This window comes from Enterobacter sp. FB (assembly GCF_000805795.1).
In the GTDB taxonomy this organism is placed as follows: Bacteria; Pseudomonadota; Gammaproteobacteria; order Enterobacterales; family Enterobacteriaceae; genus Enterobacter; species Enterobacter roggenkampii.
This window is the reverse complement of record NZ_JSZC01000006.1, coordinates 67,177-87,732: the sequence shown is the minus strand read 5'-3', so window position 1 is coordinate 87,732 and position 20,556 is coordinate 67,177. Positions and strand designations below refer to the sequence as shown.

At 56.8% G+C, this 20,556-nt stretch carries 17 protein-coding genes; 10 read left to right on the top strand and 7 right to left on the bottom strand.

All coding sequences use genetic code 11. From position 1 onward, the window contains the following. Positions 1 to 75 precede the first annotated feature (75 nt). The 4 genes from ptsN (at position 76) to PI91_RS02795 (ending at position 3,006) form a co-directional block, all read left to right on the top strand. Entirely contained in the window at positions 76 to 567 is a 492-nt protein-coding gene (ptsN, locus tag PI91_RS02810; RefSeq protein ID WP_008501443.1) for a PTS IIA-like nitrogen regulatory protein PtsN, read from the top strand. 45 nt (positions 568 to 612) lie between these two features. After that, a complete protein-coding gene (rapZ, locus tag PI91_RS02805) occupies positions 613 to 1,467 on the top strand; it encodes an RNase adapter RapZ (protein WP_008501442.1) in 855 nt (284 codons plus the stop codon). After that, positions 1,464 to 1,736: a PTS phosphocarrier protein NPr gene (gene npr / locus PI91_RS02800; protein WP_003861872.1), complete on the top strand. Its 273-nt coding sequence runs from the start codon at positions 1,464 to 1,466 to the stop codon at positions 1,734 to 1,736. The genes rapZ and npr overlap by 4 nt, the downstream gene beginning before the upstream one ends. A 112-nt stretch (positions 1,737 to 1,848) precedes the next feature. Beyond that, positions 1,849 to 3,006 carry an integrase core domain-containing protein gene (locus PI91_RS02795; RefSeq protein ID WP_039265406.1) on the top strand — a complete coding sequence of 386 codons (1,158 nt, stop codon included), beginning with the start codon at positions 1,849 to 1,851 and terminating at the stop codon, positions 3,004 to 3,006. Positions 3,007 to 3,074: 68 nt separating this feature from the next. On the opposite strand, the gene mtgA is transcribed toward PI91_RS02795, so the two are convergent. From mtgA to lptF, 5 genes are all read right to left on the bottom strand, one after another. Next, positions 3,075 to 3,800, bottom strand: coding sequence for a monofunctional biosynthetic peptidoglycan transglycosylase (mtgA, locus tag PI91_RS02790; protein WP_023326169.1), 726 nt, complete (start codon positions 3,798 to 3,800; stop codon positions 3,075 to 3,077). Further along, positions 3,797 to 4,450: an isoprenoid biosynthesis glyoxalase ElbB gene (elbB, locus tag PI91_RS02785; protein WP_039265405.1), complete on the bottom strand. Its 654-nt coding sequence runs from the start codon at positions 4,448 to 4,450 to the stop codon at positions 3,797 to 3,799. The genes mtgA and elbB overlap by 4 nt, the downstream gene beginning before the upstream one ends. Positions 4,451 to 4,682: 232 nt before the next feature. Further along, on the bottom strand, positions 4,683 to 7,016 hold the full coding sequence (arcB, locus tag PI91_RS02780) for an aerobic respiration two-component sensor histidine kinase ArcB (RefSeq protein ID WP_008501438.1): 2,334 nt from the start codon (positions 7,014 to 7,016) through the stop codon (positions 4,683 to 4,685). A 135-nt stretch (positions 7,017 to 7,151) separates the two neighbouring features. Beyond that, positions 7,152 to 8,234 (bottom strand): LPS export ABC transporter permease LptG, encoded by a 1,083-nt coding sequence (gene lptG / locus PI91_RS02775; RefSeq protein WP_008501437.1) that lies wholly within the window; start codon positions 8,232 to 8,234, stop codon positions 7,152 to 7,154. Further along, positions 8,234 to 9,334, bottom strand: coding sequence for an LPS export ABC transporter permease LptF (gene lptF, locus PI91_RS02770; RefSeq protein ID WP_021242268.1), 1,101 nt, complete (start codon positions 9,332 to 9,334; stop codon positions 8,234 to 8,236). The genes lptG and lptF overlap by 1 nt, the downstream gene beginning before the upstream one ends. 266 nt (positions 9,335 to 9,600) lie before the next feature. Between lptF and pepA the strand changes: the two genes are divergently transcribed. The 5 genes from pepA (at position 9,601) to PI91_RS02745 (ending at position 16,258) form a co-directional block, all read left to right on the top strand. Continuing rightward, positions 9,601 to 11,112 carry a leucyl aminopeptidase gene (pepA, locus tag PI91_RS02765; RefSeq protein WP_008501434.1) on the top strand — a complete coding sequence of 504 codons (1,512 nt, stop codon included), beginning with the start codon at positions 9,601 to 9,603 and terminating at the stop codon, positions 11,110 to 11,112. Positions 11,113 to 11,229: 117 nt separating this feature from the next. After that, positions 11,230 to 11,673, top strand: coding sequence for a DNA polymerase III subunit chi (gene holC / locus PI91_RS02760; protein WP_008502815.1), 444 nt, complete (start codon positions 11,230 to 11,232; stop codon positions 11,671 to 11,673). After that, positions 11,673 to 14,528: a valine--tRNA ligase gene (locus tag PI91_RS02755; protein ID WP_039265404.1), complete on the top strand. Its 2,856-nt coding sequence runs from the start codon at positions 11,673 to 11,675 to the stop codon at positions 14,526 to 14,528. The genes holC and PI91_RS02755 overlap by 1 nt, the downstream gene beginning before the upstream one ends. Before the next feature lie 123 nt (positions 14,529 to 14,651). After that, on the top strand, positions 14,652 to 15,155 hold the full coding sequence (locus PI91_RS02750; protein ID WP_008502817.1) for a GNAT family N-acetyltransferase: 504 nt from the start codon (positions 14,652 to 14,654) through the stop codon (positions 15,153 to 15,155). A gap of 83 nt (positions 15,156 to 15,238) precedes the next feature. After that, positions 15,239 to 16,258 carry an NAD(P)-dependent alcohol dehydrogenase gene (locus PI91_RS02745; RefSeq protein WP_008502818.1) on the top strand — a complete coding sequence of 340 codons (1,020 nt, stop codon included), beginning with the start codon at positions 15,239 to 15,241 and terminating at the stop codon, positions 16,256 to 16,258. Positions 16,259 to 16,301: 43 nt separating this feature from the next. On the opposite strand, the gene PI91_RS02740 is transcribed toward PI91_RS02745, so the two are convergent. Next, positions 16,302 to 17,942 (bottom strand): dihydroxyacetone kinase subunit DhaK, encoded by a 1,641-nt coding sequence (locus PI91_RS02740; RefSeq protein WP_039265403.1) that lies wholly within the window; start codon positions 17,940 to 17,942, stop codon positions 16,302 to 16,304. Positions 17,943 to 18,079: 137 nt separating this feature from the next. On the opposite strand from PI91_RS02740, the gene PI91_RS02735 reads away from it, so the two are divergent. Next, positions 18,080 to 19,582 carry a helicase HerA-like C-terminal domain-containing protein gene (locus tag PI91_RS02735; protein ID WP_008502820.1) on the top strand — a complete coding sequence of 501 codons (1,503 nt, stop codon included), beginning with the start codon at positions 18,080 to 18,082 and terminating at the stop codon, positions 19,580 to 19,582. On the opposite strand, the gene PI91_RS02730 is transcribed toward PI91_RS02735, so the two are convergent. Further along, entirely contained in the window at positions 19,562 to 20,503 is a 942-nt protein-coding gene (locus PI91_RS02730; RefSeq protein ID WP_113771489.1) for a TIGR01212 family radical SAM protein, read from the bottom strand. The genes PI91_RS02735 and PI91_RS02730 overlap by 21 nt on opposite strands. Positions 20,504 to 20,556: the final 53 nt, after the last annotated feature.

Sequence of the window (20,556 nt, the reverse complement as noted above, 5' to 3'; positions counted from 1 at the left end):
GGCAGTTAACGGGTGCAGGACGGCCTGTTGTGAAACACAACAGGCCATTTGTACAGTTAGCGCTTAGGTGAAATTATGATGAACAACGATTCCGCTCTTCAACTGAGCAATGTCCTTAACCAGGAATGTACCCGCAGTGCGGTTCACTGCCAGAGCAAAAAACGTGCGCTGGAAATCATCAGTGAACTGGCCGCAAAACAGCTGGGCCTGCCGCCGCAGGTGGTGTTCGAAGCGATTCTGACCCGCGAAAAGATGGGCAGTACCGGTATCGGCAACGGCATCGCAATCCCGCACGGCAAGCTGGAAGAGGATACCCTGCGTGCCGTCGGTGTGTTTGTGCAGCTTGAAACACCGATCGCCTTTGATGCCATTGATAACCAGCCCGTCGATCTCCTCTTCGCGCTGCTGGTGCCTGCTGACCAGACGAAAACCCATCTGCATACGCTGTCGCTGGTCGCCAAACGTCTGGCTGATAAAACCATTTGCCGTCGACTGCGCTCGGCTCAAAGTGATGAAGAGCTTTATCAAATTATCACCGAAGCAGAAGGCAATCAGGATGATGCATAACCAGGAGATGGCCTTCACATCTGTTGTCCTGAGGAGAAACGGAACATGGTGCTGATGATTGTCAGCGGTCGTTCAGGGTCGGGGAAATCCGTGGCTCTGCGCGCGCTGGAAGACATGGGTTTTTACTGCGTCGATAACCTTCCGGTCGTGTTGTTGCCCGACCTGGCCCGTACGCTTGCGGAGAGACAGACCTCGGCCGCCGTCAGTATCGACGTTCGTAACATGCCGGAATCGCCAGAGATCTTCGAGCAGGCAATGAGCAACCTGCCTGATACGTTCTCGCCTCAGCTGCTGTTCCTCGATGCAGACCGGAATACTCTTATCCGCCGCTACAGCGACACCCGTCGTTTGCACCCGCTTTCCAGTAAGAACCTCTCCCTGGAGAGCGCAATCGATGAAGAGAGCGATCTGCTGGAGCCGCTGCGTTCTCGTGCCGACCTGATTGTCGATACCTCTGAGATGTCCGTTCACGAGCTGGCGGAAATGCTGCGTACCCGCTTGCTGGGAAAACGCGAACGCGAACTGACGATGGTGTTCGAATCCTTTGGCTTCAAGCACGGTATCCCGATTGATGCGGATTATGTTTTCGACGTACGCTTCCTGCCGAACCCACACTGGGATCCGAAACTGCGTCCTATGACCGGTCTGGATAAACCCGTCGCGGCCTTCCTCGACAGGCACACAGAAGTTCACAATTTTATCTACCAGACGCGAAGCTACCTTGAGCTATGGTTACCTATGCTGGAGACAAACAATCGTAGCTATCTGACGGTAGCGATTGGCTGTACCGGCGGTAAACATCGTTCGGTTTATATCGCCGAACAGCTGGCCGACTATTTCCGCTCGCGCGGGAAGAACGTTCAGTCCCGTCATCGCACGCTGGAAAAACGTAAAACATGACCGTAAAACAGACCGTTGAGATCACCAATAAGCTGGGCATGCATGCGCGCCCGGCGATGAAGCTGTTTGAGCTGATGCAGGGTTTCGATGCAGAAGTTCTGCTGCGGAATGACGAAGGTACCGAAGCGGAGGCGAACAGCGTCATTGCGCTGCTGATGCTGGATTCCGCCAAAGGGCGTCAGATTGAAGTCGAAGCCACCGGCCCCCAGGAAGAGGAAGCGCTGGCGGCGGTGATTGCGCTGTTTAACGCAGGGTTCGACGAAGATTAAGGTCTCTGCCCTTCAGGCGGGTGGCGCTGCGGTATGAACCGGAAACATGGGTAACACTTTAGACCGGATACATGGGTAACAGTTATAACTGGCATAGAAGAGGAGACTCGCTATGCCCTGGACTGAGACCCGACCTATGCAACGCCTTGATTTTATCCGTGCCTGCCATGCAGGTACGGACTCCTTCTCCGCTCTTTGCCGTCTTTTTGGTATCAGCCGCAAAACCGGCTACAAATGGCTTCAGCGTTTTGACCCTTCTGACCTGTCCTCTCTCTCTGACCGGTCGCGCGCACCATGCTCTCACTCCCGGACGGTTCCTGATGAGGTCGTCGGGCACCTGACTGCCCTGCGTCAGAAACACCCTGACTGGGGCCCGAAAAAACTGCGGATGTGGCTCCTCAATCATCACGTCGATTTTACCGTTCCTGCTGCCAGCACTGTCGGCGATATCCTCAAGCGCGAAGGCCTGGTACCTGACAGAAAGAGAAAGCGCAGAACGCCGGGGAATCGCCAGCCCCTGACCAGCATCAGTGAAAACAATCAGGTCTGGAGCGCTGATTTTAAAGGCAAGTTCAGGCTGCTGAGCAGAGAGTACTGTCATCCCTTTACCCTGACCGACAACCACAGCCGGTATCTGCTGAGCTGCCGTGGAACAGACCGTGAGAGCGAGCCCTTCGTCAGGCACTGTCTGACGGAGGCGTTCCTGGAGTACGGTCTGCCGGACGTTCTGAGAACCGATAATGGTCAGCCCTTCGCAGGGACGGGTATCGCCGGGTTAAGTCGCCTTGCCGTCTGGCTGATAAAGCTGGGCGTCAGACCGGAGCGTATCCGGCGGGGCCATCCCGAAGAGAACGGGCGGCACGAACGCATGCACCGTTCCCTGAAAAGTGCGCTGGCGCAGGGGAACACCTTCATGACGATGGAAGAACAACAGCGGTGGTTCAGTGACTACCGGGAAGAATTTAACTACGAAAGACCGCATGAAGCCCTGGCGGGTGCAACGCCCGGAACGGTGTGGCACCCCTCGAAGCGCCAGTGGGATGGCCGTGTTCCTGACTATGCCTATCCGTCAGGAGGAACGGTCTACAGGGTGAAATCGAGGGGGACACTCTATATGGGGAAAAAGGGGACGGTGTTCCTGAGTGAAGCGCTGACTGATGAGTACATCATGCTGGAAGAACAAGATGATGGCCTGGAGGCCATCATCTTCAACGGAATAACGCTTGCGTACTACGACCGAAAAACCCAGAGTGTGGTGCGGATAGACTAAAAGTGTTACCTATGTTCCCGGTCTGATCTGTCACCTATGTATCCGGTCATACACTGCGCTTACCCGCCCTACATAAGTTTGTTGCTCTCCATAAACCCTTCTCCTCCCAACTGACGCATCTGGCGCATAATCCACGCCTGACGGCTTCGCACGTACCCTGAGGGGGCACTGGCTTTAAAACGGATGGGATTAGGCAGAACAGCCGCGAGCAGCGCCGCCTCAGACATGCTCAGCTTGCTGGCGGGTTTATTAAAATAGCGTTGTGATGCAGCTTCGACACCAAATACCCCGTCGCCAAACTCGGCAACGTTGAGATACACGGTCAGAATGCGCTTTTTGCTCCAGACCGTTTCCATGCCCAGGGTGAGCCCCGCTTCCAGCCCCTTTCGCACCCAGCTGCGGCCGTCCCACAGAAACAGATTTTTGGCCGTCTGCTGCGACAACGTTGACGCGCCGCGCACGCGGTTTTCATGGCGTTCATTATGCGCCAGCGCCTTCTCAATGGCCGCAACGTCGAACCCCCAGTGCTCCGGGAATTTCTGATCCTCCGCTGCGATGACCGCCAGCCCCATGAACGGAGAGATCTCGTCCATGCTTACCCAGTCAGAATGGGCAACATAGCCGAAATCGCCGCTGAGCCACGCGCCGAGCTGACGCTCAACCATCACGGCAGAGAACGGGACCGGCATAATGCTGAACACGGCCAGCCCGCCTCCCCAGAACACCGCCATGACGAGAACGATGCGTAGAAGAAGGCGTTTCACCCATGCGCCTGCGGAAAACGGACGCCTCATTCCGTCAGCACCAGCACGCGGGCGACCAGTTTTTCAATGCCCACGGCGGCTTCCGCGATATTCTTCGCCAGCATATACGCAGGCGTGGTGACAATCTTGTTATCTTCATCAACCACAATGTCATCCACCGGGCACGGAACGTGTTCGCCCCCCATTTCTTCGACAATCTCTGCGGTATCAATATCCGTCCCGATGGTCAGGCGCAGCGGGAAATCAAAAATTTTAGGCAACATCGCCGGTGCTATACAGATAAAGCCCAGCGGTTTTCCTGCCGCATGCATGGCCTGCGACAGCGCTTTGAGATGAGGATCGATCTGACACTCCGCGCCCTGCGCGGCAAAGGTACTGAGATTTTTGGCTGCGCCAAACCCACCTGGCACAATGAGCGCATCAAGCTCTGCAGGGTCTGCCTGAATAAGAGGATGAATGACACCTCGCGCAATGCGCGCGGCTTCAATCAGCACGTTACGGGTTTCCGCCATCGGCTCACCGGTCAGATGGTTAATCACATCCGCCTGATTTTTGTCCGGTGCAAAACAAATCACCTCGGCTCCCTGCTTAGCCAGGGCCAGCAGCGTGATGACGGCTTCATGTATCTCAGAGCCATCGTAAACACCGCATCCGCTTAGCACGACACCAATCTTTTTCATCATGACAATCCTTTTCTGCAACTTGCTGAAGCACATTAATAATTTTGATTAAAACGCTATGCTTCACACATTTCACTGATTCATGTAACAAACCATTTAAGATTTGCTATCTTATCTGCGTGCGGCCTAAATTTTTCAGGCAGCGCCCTTTCAAAAATAACGTTTAAAAACAGGCGCAGCCACGATTTCCCTGGTGTTGGCGCAGTATTCGCGCACCCCGGTTAATCCGGGGTCATTTTTTTCTGGCGTCAACCCAGGCTTTTAGCACCGCCACATCGTTTTGCCATTCCTGTTTCATCTCTTCAACCCAATCACCCACGTTATCTTCCCATGCAGGTAAATCAGGCGACTGAATCTGTTGCCCCAACTGCTGCAGATGGCGTAAGCCAACCGAGCCGGCGGCACCTTTGATTTTATGTCCTTCTTCCACGATACCCTTCTGGTCACGGGCCGTCAGGTTGGATTCCAGCACGCTCAGATAGCCCGGCATCATTTTTTCGAACACCGCCAGACCGTCGGTAATCAGTTTCGGCCCCACCAGATCGATGTACTGCTCCAGCATCGCGGTATCGAGTATCGTTTGGGCTTTTGCGCTATCAACAGACGTCATGGTGCTCTCCTCTTCATCATGGGTATCCCAGAACTTTTTGATCATAGCGGTCAGAGCAGGCACCGCCAGCGGCTTGCTGAGTACATCGTCCATACCGGCGTCGAGATACTCTTTTTTATCTTTCAGCACGTTCGCCGTCAGGGCAACCAGCGGCGGCAGTTCGTCGGCCGCGTACTGACGCGTCAACTCGCGCGAGATATCCAGCCCGGTCATATCCGGTAATTGAATATCCAGCAGAACAAGATCGTATTCGCCGGGTTTAAACATCTCCAGCGCGGCTTTACCGGTCATCGCGACATCCACGCTGTTGCCCAGTTTTTCCAGTACAGAGCGCGCCACAATTACGTTCAGCTCAATATCTTCCACCAGCAGGACGTGCAGGGCAGGCAGCGGCATATCGTCATTTTCAAAGGTATCCTCTACCTCTTCCGCCACCGCAGGGGCATGGACCGTCAGCGTGAAGGTTGACCCTTTGCCCGGCTGGCTGGCAACGGTGATATCGCCGCCCATACTCTTCGCCAGACGTTTAGAGACCGCCAGGCCAATGCCCGTACCGGTGGCCGGTTTCCCACCGTTGCTGTCCTTCACCTGATAGTACATGGCGAAGATTTTGTCCTGCTCCTCCAGCGGAATACCCATCCCGGAGTCTTCCACCTCGAAGTGCAGCATGTCACCTTCGTCATAGCGGATACGCACCGCCACCTTTCCTTTCTGGGTAAATTTCACCGCGTTGCTGATCAGGTTCCACAGGATCTGGCGCAGTCGCGTGCCGTCCGTCACCACTTTATGCGGCAGCGGCAGGGTTGGCTCCATGACAAAGCTCAGTCCCTTCTGCTGCGCCTGCAGGCCAGACAGGTTTTCCAGATCGGCAAGGAAGCTGGTGAAATCCACAGGCTGGTTATCAAGCTGAACTTTACGGCGCTCCATCTTATCCATATCAATAATATCGTTGAAGATATTACCCAGCGTGACCGCTGAAACATGGATAGTCTTGAGGTATTTTTCCTGCTCTGCGGTCAGGTCGGTATCCAGCAGAATACGGCTCAACCCGACGATGCCGTTAAGCGGCGTACGCAGCTCGTGGCTGATGGTGGAGATAAAGGTGGTCTTGTCGCGGCTGGCGCGCTCCAGGGCATCCTGGTAGCGCTTACGCTCGGTAATATCGCGGCCAAAGCCCATCAGGCCGTGGCGTTTCCCCACGCGGTCATAGTAGGGCACCTTACGGATCTCAAAGCAGGCTTTGCGCCCGTCCGGGTAATCCAGCCACTGTTCATAGGTCAGCGAGACGTTATGACGGAAGACTTTTTCGTCGGTCTCCATGACCTTGGCCGCCGCCTCTTCAGAGTAAACGTCCTGCGGCTTCAGGTGTATCAGCTGCTTCTCGCTTTTTCCGGTGAGCAACTCCATCGCCCGGTTACAGCCGGAAAACTCTTTATCTTCATTACGGTAGAACACCAGATCCGGCGACGCATCCAGGAACGATCGCAGGAAAGAAGATTGCTGCTCAAGCTGGATCTGCGTGACCTCGCGCTCTTTCATTTCGATTTTCAGCTGCTCCAGGGTGGCCTGACGCTCGGCCTCCGCTTTCTCACGATCTGAAATCTCCTGATTCAGCTGCGCAATGTTGTCTTTGAGCTGGACGTTGAGCTTCAGGTCGCGCTCGCGCATCTCTTCCAGCTTATCCACCAGCTTAGACAAACGCTGACGGGACTCTTCCAACTGTTCAACCACCACGGAAAGGAAATAGACCGCCCAGGGAGTAATAAGCAAGCCAAAGAAGATGGAGCGGATGACGTCGATACTCTCGACCTGACCATGCAGAACCATGGTAACCGCCATTTGCACGACAATGGCCAGAACGACCAGCGCCAGCGCAAGCAGCATGGAAAAACGCACCAGCCCAAGCTTCATCATCAGGTCGACGTAATACTGGGCAAGCATTCGAATTTGCTTCATAGAGGATCCCTTCACGACGTTATCGCTCAATAATACTCAAATTCGCGGCGGGACGTTGAAGGTTGTGAGAAAAAGTGCGGCGTGAAACAGGAGATTAGCCTCGCTCCCGGGTAACCGGAAGCGAGGCGAGGTCAATCAGGAGCGTTTCAACAGCAGCCAGAGACTGATCAGGAGGAAGCTGGCGCTTGGCAGCAGCGCACCGATAATCGGCGGAATGCCATAAACCAGCGTCAGCGGACCGAAGATCTGATCGAGCACGTAGAACACAAAGCCGAAGCTGATGCCGGTCACGACGCGGACCCCCATCGGCACGCTGCGCAACGGACCGAAGATAAACGACAGCGCCATCAGCATCATTACCGCCACGGACATCGGCTGGAAGATTTTGCTCCACATGTTGAGCTGATAGCGTCCCGCATCCTGTCCGCTCGACTTCAGGTATTTCACATAGTTGTGTAAACCGCTGATGGAGAGCGCGTCAGGATCCAGCGCCACCACGCCGAGCTTATCGGGCGTCAGGTTGGTTTTCCACGTACCGGTTACCGTCTGAGAACCCGTAATCTGTTTCGGATCGGTCAGGTCAGATTCATCAACCTGGGACAACCGCCACTGCTTATGTTCGGCGTCAAACTTCGCCGAAGAGGCGTGGCGAACGGACTGCAGACGGCGCTGGTCATCGAAAGCGTAGATGCTCACTCCGCCCAGCTCATCATTCCCCTTCACCCGTTCGATGTAGACGAAGTTTTTACCGTCTTTCGCCCATAAACCTTGCTGAGTCGAGAGCAGTGAGCCGCCGTACATGGCCTGAGCACGGTAGTTACGCGCCATCTGTTCGCCCTGCGGCGCGACCCACTCGCCAATCGCCATGGTCAACAGCACCAGGGGGATGGCGGTTTTCATTACCGACAGCGCGACCTGCATACGGGTAAAACCCGAAGCCTGCATAACGACCAGCTCACTGCGCTGCGCCAACATCCCCAGCCCCAGCAGCGCCCCCAGCAGGGCCGCCATCGGGAAGAAGATCTGCACATCTTTCGGCACGCTGAGCAGGGTATACATCCCCGCGCCCAGCGCGTCATAGCTCCCCTGCCCGGCTTTTTTCAGCTGATCGACAAATTTGATAATGCCGGAGAGGGACACCAGCATGAACAACGTCATCATGATGGTGGTAAAAATGGTTTTACCGATATAGCGATCAAGAACGCCAAACGCCTGCATTAGATGGCTCCTTTACGCGAGAATCGGGCACGTATGCGGCGCACAGGCACCGTATCCCACAGGTTTAACCCCAGCGCCAGTAAGATGTACAGGCTGTTAACGAACCATGTCCAGACCATAGGGTCCAGCTTACCCTTCGCGCCGTTGGAACGAATCGAGGTTTGCAGCAGGAAATAGATCAGGTAAAGCAGCATCGCTGGCAGCATAGAGAGCACGCGTCCCTGACGCGGGTTCACAACGCTCAGCGGAACGACTATCAGCGCCATCATAAACACGGTGAAGACAAGCGTAATACGCCAGTGGAACTCAGCACGCGCTCGGTTGGTATCGGTATTCCAGAGGGTACGCATGTCCATTTGCTCGGTATCCGTTGGATCGAGCGCCACGGTCTGATGGCCGATAATGGCCTGATAGTTCTGGAAATCCGTAATGCGGAAGTCACGCAGCATCGCGGTGCCTTCGAAACGGGTGCCTTTGTTCAGCGTCACGACCTGAGAACCATCTTTGCGCTGAGCAAGCTGACCGGAGTCGGCAACCACCACAGAAGGACGCGCGTTACCTTTAGGACGCAGCTGCGCCAGGAAGACATCGTTGAATTTGCTGCCGTCAACGCTCTCAATAAACAGCACGGAGTTCCCGTCGGTTGCCTGCTGGAACTGCCCCTGGGCTAATGCCGCCATGCCGGGGTTGGCTTTCGCTTCGGCCAGCACTTCGTCCTGATGGCGAGAAGACAGAGGACCCGCCCACATCACATTCACCGCCGCAACGATACCCGTGAACAGCGCCAGTATCATGGCGGCTTTGACCAGCACCGCTTTGCTCAGGCCACAGGCATGCATCACCGTGATTTCACTCTCGGTGTAGAGTTTCCCAAGCGTCATGAGCAGGCCAAGGAAAAGACTTAGCGGCAGGATAAGCTGCGCCATTTCCGGGATCCCTAAACCAAGCAGGGAAAGCACCAGATTTGTTGGAATTTCGCCGTCAACGGCCGCACCGAGGATCTTAACCAGCTTCTGACAGAAAAAAATCAGCAGCAGGATGAAGAGGATCGCCAGTTGGCTTTTGAGCGTCTCCCGCACCAGATATCTTATGATTATCACTTTAAATACGCCCGTAAAAACCCGTCTCTTTGCTGGAAAATCGCTTGTTTCATGGCTTAAACGTCATTTATTCTCTTGAGTCGTCGAAATCATCGCTAAGATTAAAACATCCAGCGGATTCACGCTTCAGGACTTTTTCTGACGTGTCGAAACCGTAGTAACGTAAGATTAACACGAAGTCACCACAACAGCGGACATGAGTTACGAAAGGTTTCAATTCTATCCGTAGCCGCCGCCGTTGTCTTTAAGATTCAGGAGCGTAGTGCATGGAGTTCAGTGTAAAAAGCGGTAGCCCGGAGAAACAGCGGAGTGCCTGCATCGTTGTGGGCGTCTTTGAACCACGCCGACTCTCCCCGATCGCCGAACAACTCGATAAAATCAGTGACGGCTATATTAGCGCCCTGCTGCGCCGTGGCGAACTGGAAGGCAAACCTGGGCAGACGCTGTTACTGCACCATGTTCCGAACGTACTGTCAGAGCGCATTCTGCTGATTGGCTGCGGCAAAGAACGCGAGCTGGATGAACGTCAGTACAAGCAGGTGATTCAGAAAACCATCAATACGCTGAATGATACCGGTTCAATGGAAGCCGTCTGCTTCCTGACCGAGCTGCACGTTAAAGGGCGTAACACCTACTGGAAAGTGCGTCAGGCAGTCGAAACGGCAAAAGAGAGCCTGTACAGCTTCGATCAGCTGAAGACCAATAAAAGCGAGCCGCGTCGTCCGCTGCGTAAAATGGTCTTTAACGTGCCAACCCGTCGCGAGCTGACCAGCGGCGAGCGCGCCATTCAGCACGGTCTGGCGATTGCCGCCGGTATTAAAGCGGCAAAAGATCTCGGCAACATGCCGCCGAACATCTGTAACGCCGCTTACCTCGCCTCTCAGGCGCGCCAGCTGGCCGACGCCTACAGCAAAAACGTGATTACCCGCGTCATCGGCGAACAGCAGATGAAAGAGCTGGGAATGCACTCTTACCTGGCGGTGGGTAACGGCTCGCAGAACGAATCCCTGATGTCGGTTATCGAGTACAAGGGCAACCCGGCCGAAGACGCGCGCCCTGTCGTGCTGGTCGGTAAAGGCCTGACCTTCGATTCCGGCGGTATCTCCATCAAGCCTGCCGAAGGCATGGATGAGATGAAATACGACATGTGCGGCGCGGCGGCGGTTTACGGCGTGATGCGCATGGTCGCGGAGCTTCAGCTGCCGATCAACGTGATCGGCGTCCTGGCGGGCTGCGAAAACATGCCCGGCGGTCGCGCGTATCGCCCGGGTGACGTCCTGACCACCATGTCTGGCCAGACGGTAGAAGTGCTGAACACCGACGCCGAAGGCCGTCTGGTACTCTGTGACGTGTTGACCTACGTTGAGCGCTTCGAGCCAGAAGCGGTCATTGACGTCGCCACCCTGACCGGCGCCTGTGTGATTGCCCTTGGCCACCACATTACCGGCCTGATGTCTAACCATAATCCGCTGGCGCACGAGCTGATTAGCGCCTCGGAGCAGGCCGGTGACCGCGCATGGCGTCTGCCGCTGGGTGATGAATATCAGGAGCAGCTGGAGTCTAACTTCGCGGATATGGCGAACATTGGCGGACGTCCTGGCGGGGCGATCACCGCGGGATGCTTCCTGGCGCGCTTCACCCGCAAGTACAACTGGGCGCACCTGGATATCGCGGGCACCGCATGGCGCTCCGGTAAGGCCAAAGGCGCAACCGGTCGTCCGGTGGCGCTGCTGTCGCAGTTCCTGCTCAATCGTGCGGGTTTTAACGGCGACGAGTGATACAAAGTGCCGGGTGGCGGCTTCGCCTTACCCGGCCTACACGCCACTCAACCGTAGGCCGGGTAAGCGAAGCGCCACCCGGCTTTGCATTTAAATCCACGACAAGAAGCCCCATATATGAAGAATGCAACGTTCTACCTTCTGGACAACGACACCCATCAGGATGGACTCAGCGCCGTCGAACAGCTGGTGTGTGAAATTGCCGCAGAACGTTGGCGCGCAGGCAAACGCGTGTTGATAGCCTGTGAAGATGAGCAGCAGGCGATTCGTCTCGATGAAGCGCTGTGGGCCCGCCCGCCGGAGAGCTTTGTTCCGCATAACCTGTCAGGCGAAGGGCCACGCGGCGGGGCGCCGGTGGAAATTGCCTGGCCGCAAAAGCGCAACAGCAGCGCGCGCGACATTCTGATTAGCCTGCGGATAGATTTTGCAGATTTTGCCACCGCTTTCACAGAAGTGGTAGACTTTGTCCCTTACGAAGAATCCTTGAAACAACTGGCGCGCGAACGCTATAAAGCGTACCGCCTGGCTGGTTTTAACCTGAATACGGCAACCTGGAAATAATGGAAAAGACATATAACCCACGCGATATCGAACAGCCGCTTTACGAGCACTGGGAACAGCAGGGCTATTTCAAGCCTAACGGCGACGAAAGCAAAGAGTCCTTCTGCATCATGATCCCGCCGCCGAACGTCACCGGCAGTTTGCATATGGGTCATGCTTTCCAGCAGACCATCATGGACACCATGATCCGCTACCAGCGCATGCAGGGCAAAAACACCCTGTGGCAGGCGGGGACTGACCACGCGGGTATCGCGACCCAGATGGTGGTTGAGCGTAAAATTGCCGCTGAAGAAGGGAAAACCCGCCACGACTACGGTCGCGACGCGTTCATCGACAAAATCTGGCAGTGGAAAGCGGAATCTGGCGGCACCATTACCCGTCAGATGCGCCGTCTCGGCAACTCCGTGGACTGGGAGCGCGAGCGCTTCACCATGGATGAAGGCCTTTCCAACGCCGTGAAAGAAGTCTTCGTCCGCCTGTACAAAGAAGACCTGATTTACCGCGGCAAGCGCCTGGTTAACTGGGATCCAAAACTGCGCACCGCGATTTCCGATCTGGAAGTGGAAAACCGCGAGTCTAAAGGCTCCATGTGGCACATCCGCTATCCGCTGGCCGACGGCGCAAAAACCGCTGACGGTAAAGATTACCTGGTGGTCGCGACTACCCGTCCGGAAACCCTGCTGGGCGATACCGGCGTGGCCGTTAACCCGGAAGATCCGCGTTATAAAGATCTGATTGGCAAATTCGTGGTGCTGCCGCTGGTAAACCGCCGTATTCCGATTGTGGGCGACGAACACGCCGACATGGAAAAAGGCACCGGCTGCGTGAAAATCACCCCGGCGCACGACTTCAACGACTATGAAGTGGGTCGTCGTCACGCCCTGCCGATGATCAACATTCTGACCTTCGACGGCGATATCCGCGAAAGCGCAGAAGTGTACGACACCAAAGGCAACGAATCCGACGTTTATTCCAGCGACATCCCGGCCGAGTTCCAGAAGCTGGAACGCTTTGCCGCGCGTAAAGCCATCGTGGCTGCTGTTGACGCACTCGGCCTGCTGGAAGAGATCAAACCTCACGATCTGACCGTGCCGTACGGCGACCGTGGCGGCGTGGTTATCGAGCCAATGCTGACTGACCAGTGGTACGTGCGTGCCGACGTGCTGGCGAAACCGGCTGTGGAAGCGGTTGAAAACGGCAGCATTCAGTTCGTGCCGAAGCAGTACGAAAACATGTACTTCTCCTGGATGCGCGATATTCAGGACTGGTGTATCTCCCGTCAGCTGTGGTGGGGTCACCGTATCCCGGCATGGTACGACAACGAAGGCAACGTGTACGTTGGCCGCAGCGAAGATGAAGTGCGCCAGGAAAACAACCTGAGCGCTGACGTTGCCCTGCGTCAGGACGAAGACGTGCTGGATACCTGGTTCTCCTCCGCGCTGTGGACCTTCTCCACCCTCGGCTGGCCAGAAAACACCGACGCGCTGCGTCAGTTCCACCCAACCAGCGTGATGGTGTCCGGCTTCGACATTATCTTCTTCTGGATTGCCCGCATGATCATGATGACCATGCACTTCATCAAAGACGAAGACGGCAAGCCGCAGGTTCCGTTCCATACCGTCTACATGACCGGTCTGATCCGCGACGACGAAGGCCAGAAGATGTCCAAATCCAAGGGTAACGTCATTGACCCGCTGGATATGGTTGACGGTATTTCTCTGGAAGAGCTGCTGGAAAAACGCACCGGCAACATGATGCAGCCTCAGCTGGCGGAGAAAATCCGCAAGCGCACCGAGAAACAGTTCCCGAACGGGATTGAGGCTCACGGTACCGACGCCCTGCGCTTCACCCTGGCAGCGCTGGCCTCGACCGGCCGTGACATCAACTGGGACATGAAGCGTCTGGAAGGTTACCGTAACTTCTGTAACAAGCTTTGGAACGCCAGCCGCTTTGTGCTGATGAACACCGAAGATCAGGATTGCGGCTTCAACGGCGGCGAGATGACCCTCTCCCTGGCCGACCGCTGGATCCTGGCGGAATTCAACCAGACCGTGAAAGCGTTCCGCGAGGCGCTGGACAGCTACCGCTTCGATATCGCGTCGGGCATTCTGTATGAATTCACCTGGAACCAGTTCTGTGACTGGTATCTGGAGCTGGCGAAGCCGGTCATGAACGGCGGCACTGAGGCGGAACTGCGCGGCACGCGCAACACGCTGATTACCGTTCTGGAAGGCCTGCTGCGCCTGGCGCATCCGGTTATTCCATTCATCACCGAGACCATCTGGCAGCGCGTGAAGGTGATTGCAGGCATCAACGCCGACACCATCATGCTGCAGCCGTTCCCGGCATTCGATGCGGCTAAGGTTGATGAAGCGGCGTCTGCGGATACCGAGTGGCTGAAGCAGGCGATCGTGGCGGTACGTAACATTCGTGCTGAAATGAACATCGCGCCGGGCAAACCGCTGGAGCTGCTGCTGCGCGGCTGTAGCGAAGCGGCCGTTCGTCGCGTCACCGAGAACAACACCTTCCTGAAAACCATGGCGCGTCTGGAAAGCATCACCGTGCTGCCTGCTGATGACAAAGGTCCGGTTTCCGTGACCAAAATCATCGACGGCGCCGAGCTGCTGATCCCGATGGCAGGTCTTATCGACAAAGACGCTGAGCTGGCTCGTCTGGCGAAAGAAGTGGCGAAAGTCGACGTGGAAATTGGCAAAATCGAAAGCAAGCTGGCGAACGAAGGCTTTGTTGCCCGCGCGCCGGAAGCGGTCATCGCGAAAGAGCGTGAGCGTCTGGTTGCCTTCGCCGATGCGAAGACCAAGCTGATTGAGCAGCAGGCGGTTATCGCTGCCCTGTAATGCTTTTACCCCTTACGCTTCAGGGCGTAAGGGGTAACCTTCCTGAAAACTCCTCGCTTGCACTCCCCTTTCTGCGGTGCTATTAACAGCAGTTATGTGTCAATTTTTGTAATGAGTAATGCTATGAGCGTGATTACCCCCGTCGCGACGACGATGCGCCGGATCGCTGAGCAGGATAACCCGGCTATCGCCGCCGTTATTCGCACCGTTTCTGCCGAATATGGACTGACGGCTGACAAGGGCTACACGGTTGCCGACCCGAATCTGGACGCGCTTTTCCAGCTCTACAGCCAGCCTGGTCATGCCTACTGGGTCATCGAGCAGAACGGTCAGGTCGTGGGCGGCGGCGGCGTGGCGCCCCTCAGCTGCAGCGAGCCGGATATCTGCGAACTGCAGAAAATGTATTTCCTGCCAACGGCACGCGGACAAGGACTGGCAAAAAAGCTGGCGCTGATGGCGCTGGACCACGCGCGCAAGCAGGGTTTTACCCGCTGCTACCTTGAAACGACCGCCTTCCTCAAAGAGGCCATCGGCCTGTATGAACATCTGGGCTTTGAGCATATCGATGCGCCGCTGGGCTGTACCGGCCACGTTGATTGCGAAGTCAGAATGCTGAAAAGTCTGTAACTTTCGTTCCTGCCCTCTTCTGTTAAGCGGCTGTAAACTGAATGCTCTACACTCTCAGTTCACACCACAACGGGGGAAACACGATGTCGAAGATAAAAAGCTACGCCGCACCGCAGGCGGGTGCAGAACTTGAGCTGTACGAGTACGATGCGGGCGAACTAAAAGCAGAAGACGTCGAAGTACAGGTTGATTACTGCGGGATCTGCCACTCGGATCTCTCGATGATCGACAACGAATGGGGATTCTCCAGCTATCCGCTGGTTGCCGGGCACGAAGTTATTGGCCGCGTCGTGGCGCTCGGTAGCGCCGCGCAGGACAAAGGGCTCAAAGTGGGCCAGCGCGTGGGCATTGGCTGGACGGCACGCAGCTGTGGTCACTGCGATGCCTGTATCAGCGGCAATCAAATCAACTGCCTCGAAGGCGCCGTTCCCACCATTCTCAACAAAGGTGGTTTTGCCGATAAACTGCGCGCCGACTGGCAATGGGTTATCCCGCTGCCGGACAGCATTGATATCGAATCCGCCGGTCCGCTGCTGTGTGGCGGCATCACCGTCTTCAAGCCGCTGCTGATGCACCATATCACCGCTACCAGCCGCGTCGGCGTCATCGGTATCGGCGGACTGGGGCATATTGCCATTAAGCTGCTGCACGCGATGGGCTGTGAAGTCACGGCGTTCAGCTCGAACCCGGCGAAAGAGAAAGAAGTGCTGGCGATGGGGGCGGATAAAGTGGTGAACAGCCGCGATCCGGACGCGCTGAACGCGCTGGCGGGCCAGTTTGACCTGATCATCAACACCGTTAACGTGGATCTCGACTGGCAGCCGTACTTTGAAGCGCTGGCCTACGGCGGTAACTTCCACACCGTGGGGGCGGTGATGAAGCCGCTGCCGGTTCCGGCGTTTACCCTGATCGGCGGGGATCGCAGCATCTCCGGTTCTGCAACCGGTACGCCGTACGAGCTGCGCAAACTGATGAAATTCGCCGGACGCACCAAAGTGGCGCCGACCACCGAACTGTATCCGATGTCAAAAATCAACGAAGCGATCCAGCACGTGCGCGACGGCAAAGCCCGCTACCGCGTGGTGCTGAAAGCAGATTTCTGATGTGAGTTTGCCGGGTGGCGGCTTCGCCTTACCCGGCCTACTTTCACTGCTGCGCCAATACGTTAAATACTTCCGCTACCGCGACCGCTCCCGGATCCATCACCCCATCCAGGTTATCTTTATTGACATACGACGAGCGTCCCGCGCCGGCTTTCGCCATTTTTGCCGTTGCTTCTGCGCCCTGCTGCGCGGCCTGCGCTGCCGCCTGAATATTGCCTTTCTGTAACGCCTCCAGCGCTGGTTGCAGCGCATCGATCAGCGTGCGATCGCCAAGATCCGCTCCGCCGTACTGCTTCATCTGCGTAAGTCCACTGAGCAAGGCCTCCGGGAGCGTCTGACCATCGTGAAGCTTTTGCCCGGCCGCGGTGAAGAAGATCGACATCAGCACCCCGCTCGACCCGCCCATCACCGTAGCCAGCCGCTCGCCAACCAGCAGCAGCAGCTTAGACACGTCATTAAGCGGGAGCGCGTTCTCCTCCAGGCGATGCGCAATATCCCGCGCCCCTTGCGCAAAGGTAGAGCCGGTATCGCCATCCCCCACTTTAGCATCCAGCGCGTTCAGGCGGTTTTCGAGCTGGAGCAGCGTTGTCGACACGGAGGAGACAAACGCACGCACCTGTGGATTGTCAGACGGGGTATACTCCACACGGTCATGAATGGCGCTATGCGCCACGGTACGCAGTGGCGCAAACGCCACGGGCTTCTGCCAGCCCAGCGTCTCGACATCAGCGTGAATCGCCTTTTCGAAGAAATCAGTGAGCTTCAGCAGCGTCAGCGAAAAGCCTTTCATATCCAGCGCGCTGACCAGCGGCGCTGGGCCAATCAGGTACGCGATGTTCTCTTTCAGCGCCGAGTGCGCCAGCTCTTTGGTCAGCAGCGCCATCTCCAGCGCCGATACACCGCCAAGATTGTTAATCAATACCGCAAAACGCCCCTCGCCCGCCTGCGCGCGTAACGGCGTCACCAGGGTGTCGATAATGGCTTTGCTGTTTTGCGTATCCACCACGGAAGCCCCGGGCTCGCCGTGAATGCCCAGGCCCAGCTCGACATGGCCTTGCTTAATCCGCCCCTCTTCATCGTCGCTGCCCGGCAGGTTGCACGTTTGCATCGCTACGCCCAGGCTCCAGAGGTTATCGCAGGCCTGTTGCGCAATATCCCGCACCTCGCTCAGGGATTTCCCCTGCTCCGCCGCATAGCCCGCAATCTTGTGCACCAGCGCCGTGCCGGCAATACCGCGCGGCTGCTTGTTATCCGGCAGCGCGATATCGTCCGCCACAATCACCATCTCCACCTTCAGGCCGTAGCGTTTGGCCTTTTCAGCGGCCAGGCCGAAGTTCAGGCGGTCGCCGGTGTAGTTTTTGACGATCAGCAGACAGCCGCGATCGCCCGTGACCGCGACGATGGCATTCAGTACCGCATCCACGCTCGGCGAGGCAAACAGATCGCCGCATACAGCCGCCGTCAGCATCCCTTTCCCAACAAACCCGGCGTGTGCGGGTTCATGGCCTGACCCGCCGCCGGAAATTACCGCCACGCGGCTTTTATCCCAGTCGCCGCGCGCGACGATCCTGATGGCCGGATCGATATCAAGCTTGACGAGATTGGCATGTGGCGCAGAAAGCAGTATGCCTTCAATGGCATCGTTGACCAGCTGTTTGCGATCGTTAAAGAAGAATCTGGACATAGTTTCCCACTATTTTGTGAACCGTATGCAAAAGCATAGTCCGCGCTGGATAATGCGCCGCAAAGTCAGCAATTTACTCAGCCGTTTTACCGTCAGGTTGCCTATACTCCACCCAGGACTACGAGAGGAAGCGCATCATGAGTACACCATTGTTAATTGCCCGGACGCTGGAAAAAGAGCTCTATTTACTGCCCGCGATGGCGAACCGCCACGGTCTGATCACCGGCGCGACCGGGACGGGGAAAACCGTCACCCTGCAAAAGCTGGCGGAGTCGCTTTCAGAGATTGGCGTACCGGTCTTTATGGCTGACGTAAAAGGCGATTTAACCGGTGTGGCTCAGGAAGGGACCGCCTCTGAAAAACTGCTCGAACGGTTGAAGAATATCGGCATCACGGACTGGACGCCGCACGGTAACCCGGTGGTGGTATGGGACATCTTCGGTGAAAAAGGCCACCCGGTGCGCGCCACCGTCTCCGATCTCGGTCCCTTGCTGCTGGCCCGTTTGCTTAACCTCAACGACGTGCAGTCCGGCGTATTGAATATCATCTTCCGTATTGCCGATGACCAGGGGTTGCTGCTGCTTGATTTCAAAGATCTGCGCGCCATTACGCAGTACATCGGCGATAACGCCAAATCCTTCCAGAACCAGTACGGCAACATCAGCAGCGCCTCGGTGGGCGCAATTCAGCGTGGCCTACTGACGCTGGAGCAACAGGGTGCCGAGCACTTCTTCGGCGAGCCAATGCTGGATATCAAAGACTGGATGCGCACCGACAGCAGCGGAAAAGGGATTATTAACATCCTGAGCTCCGAAAAGCTCTACCAGATGCCGAAACTCTACGCCGCCAGCCTGCTGTGGATGCTCTCTGAACTTTACGAACAGCTGCCAGAGGCGGGCGACCTTGAGAAGCCGAAGCTGGTGTTCTTCTTTGATGAAGCGCACCTGCTGTTTAACGATGCACCGCAGGTGCTGCTGGACAAGATCGAGCAGGTTATCCGCCTGATCCGCTCCAAAGGCGTCGGCGTCTGGTTTGTCTCGCAAAACCCGTCGGATATCCCCGATAACGTGCTGGGACAACTCGGTAACCGCGTACAGCACGCCCTGCGCGCCTTCACGCCGAAAGATCAAAAAGCGGTAAAAGCCGCTGCGCAAACCATGCGCGCCAATCCGGCCTTTGATACCGAAGCCGCCATTCAGGCGCTGGGCACCGGTGAAGCGCTGATCTCGTTCCTCGATGCGAAGGGTAGCCCGTCCGTAGTGGAACGCGCCATGGTCATTGCACCTTGCTCGCGCATGGGGCCGGTGACCGACGATGAGCGCAACGGCCTGATTAACCACTCTCCGGTTTACGGGAAATATGAAGACGAGGTGGATCGCGAGTCCGCGTTCGAGATGCTGCAAAAAGGAGTCCAGGCGACAACGGAATCGCAGGATGCGCCTGCCGCTAAAGGGCAGTCTGTCGCCGTGGATGACGGCATTCTTGGCGGACTCAAAGACATCCTGTTCGGCAGCACCGGGCCGCGCGGCGGCAAACGCGACGGCGTAGTGCAGACGATGGCGAAAAGCGCCGCGCGACAGGTCACCAATCAGATCGTGCGCGGCATGCTGGGGAGTTTGTTAGGCGGCCGTCGCCGGTAGACGCGGAACCCACGGGCGGCCCAGCGCCGAACCCTGTACGCCGTTCTCCTGCAGGTAGCGGTCAATTTCCACCATCCCCGTCCAGCGGTTCTCACACCACAGCGGTGCCAGAAGCGTTGGACGGCGGGCGCTGGCCGAGATGCGGTGGTAGACAATCTCCGGTGGCGTGTGGCGAATCATCTCCCCCGCCGTCACCGTATAGTCCTCAAGCTCGATACCGCTTAACCGCCCGGCCTCCCAGGCTTTCGCCATAATGCTGCCCTTCACGATATGCAGCGGATGAAGCTTGATGCCGTCCACGCCGGTTTCAACGACTTTTTCCAGCGTTTCAAGGGCATGCTGTTGACCTTCGCCGGGCAGACCGACAATCAGATGTGAACAGACCTTCAGCCCGCGCTCGCGTGCCAGCCGCGTGGTGCGCTGGTAGCAGGCGAAATCATGGCCACGGTTGATACGGTGCAGCGTTTTGTCATGTGCGGTTTGCAAGCCCAGCTCCAGCCAGATCTCGTAGCCTTGTTCTTTGTACTCGCTGAGCAGGTCCAGCACCGCGTCCGGTACGCAGTCCGGGCGGGTTCCCGCGCACAGCCCAACGATGTTGGCCTGGCTGACGGCCTGCTGATACATCGATCGCAATACCTGCACCTCCGCCCACGTGCTGGTGTAAGCCTGAAAATAGGCCAGATACTGCTTCGCACGGTTCACCAGGCTGGCCTGATGAGCAAGCTGTTCAGCGATAGAGTTATGTTGCTGTGCTTCATCGGCAAACGACGCAACGTTACAGAAGGTGCAGCCCCCGCGCCCGATGGTGCCGTCGCGATTCGGGCAGCTAAACCCGCCGTGCAGCGTCAGCTTATGAACCTTTTGCCCGTAGCGCTGCAAAAGATCCCCACCAAACATATTGACTAATTTCTGTAACTGCATAATCTGATAGACCGTCCCGGAGAAAGGGGACAAGCCTGCCATTTTTAGCCTCT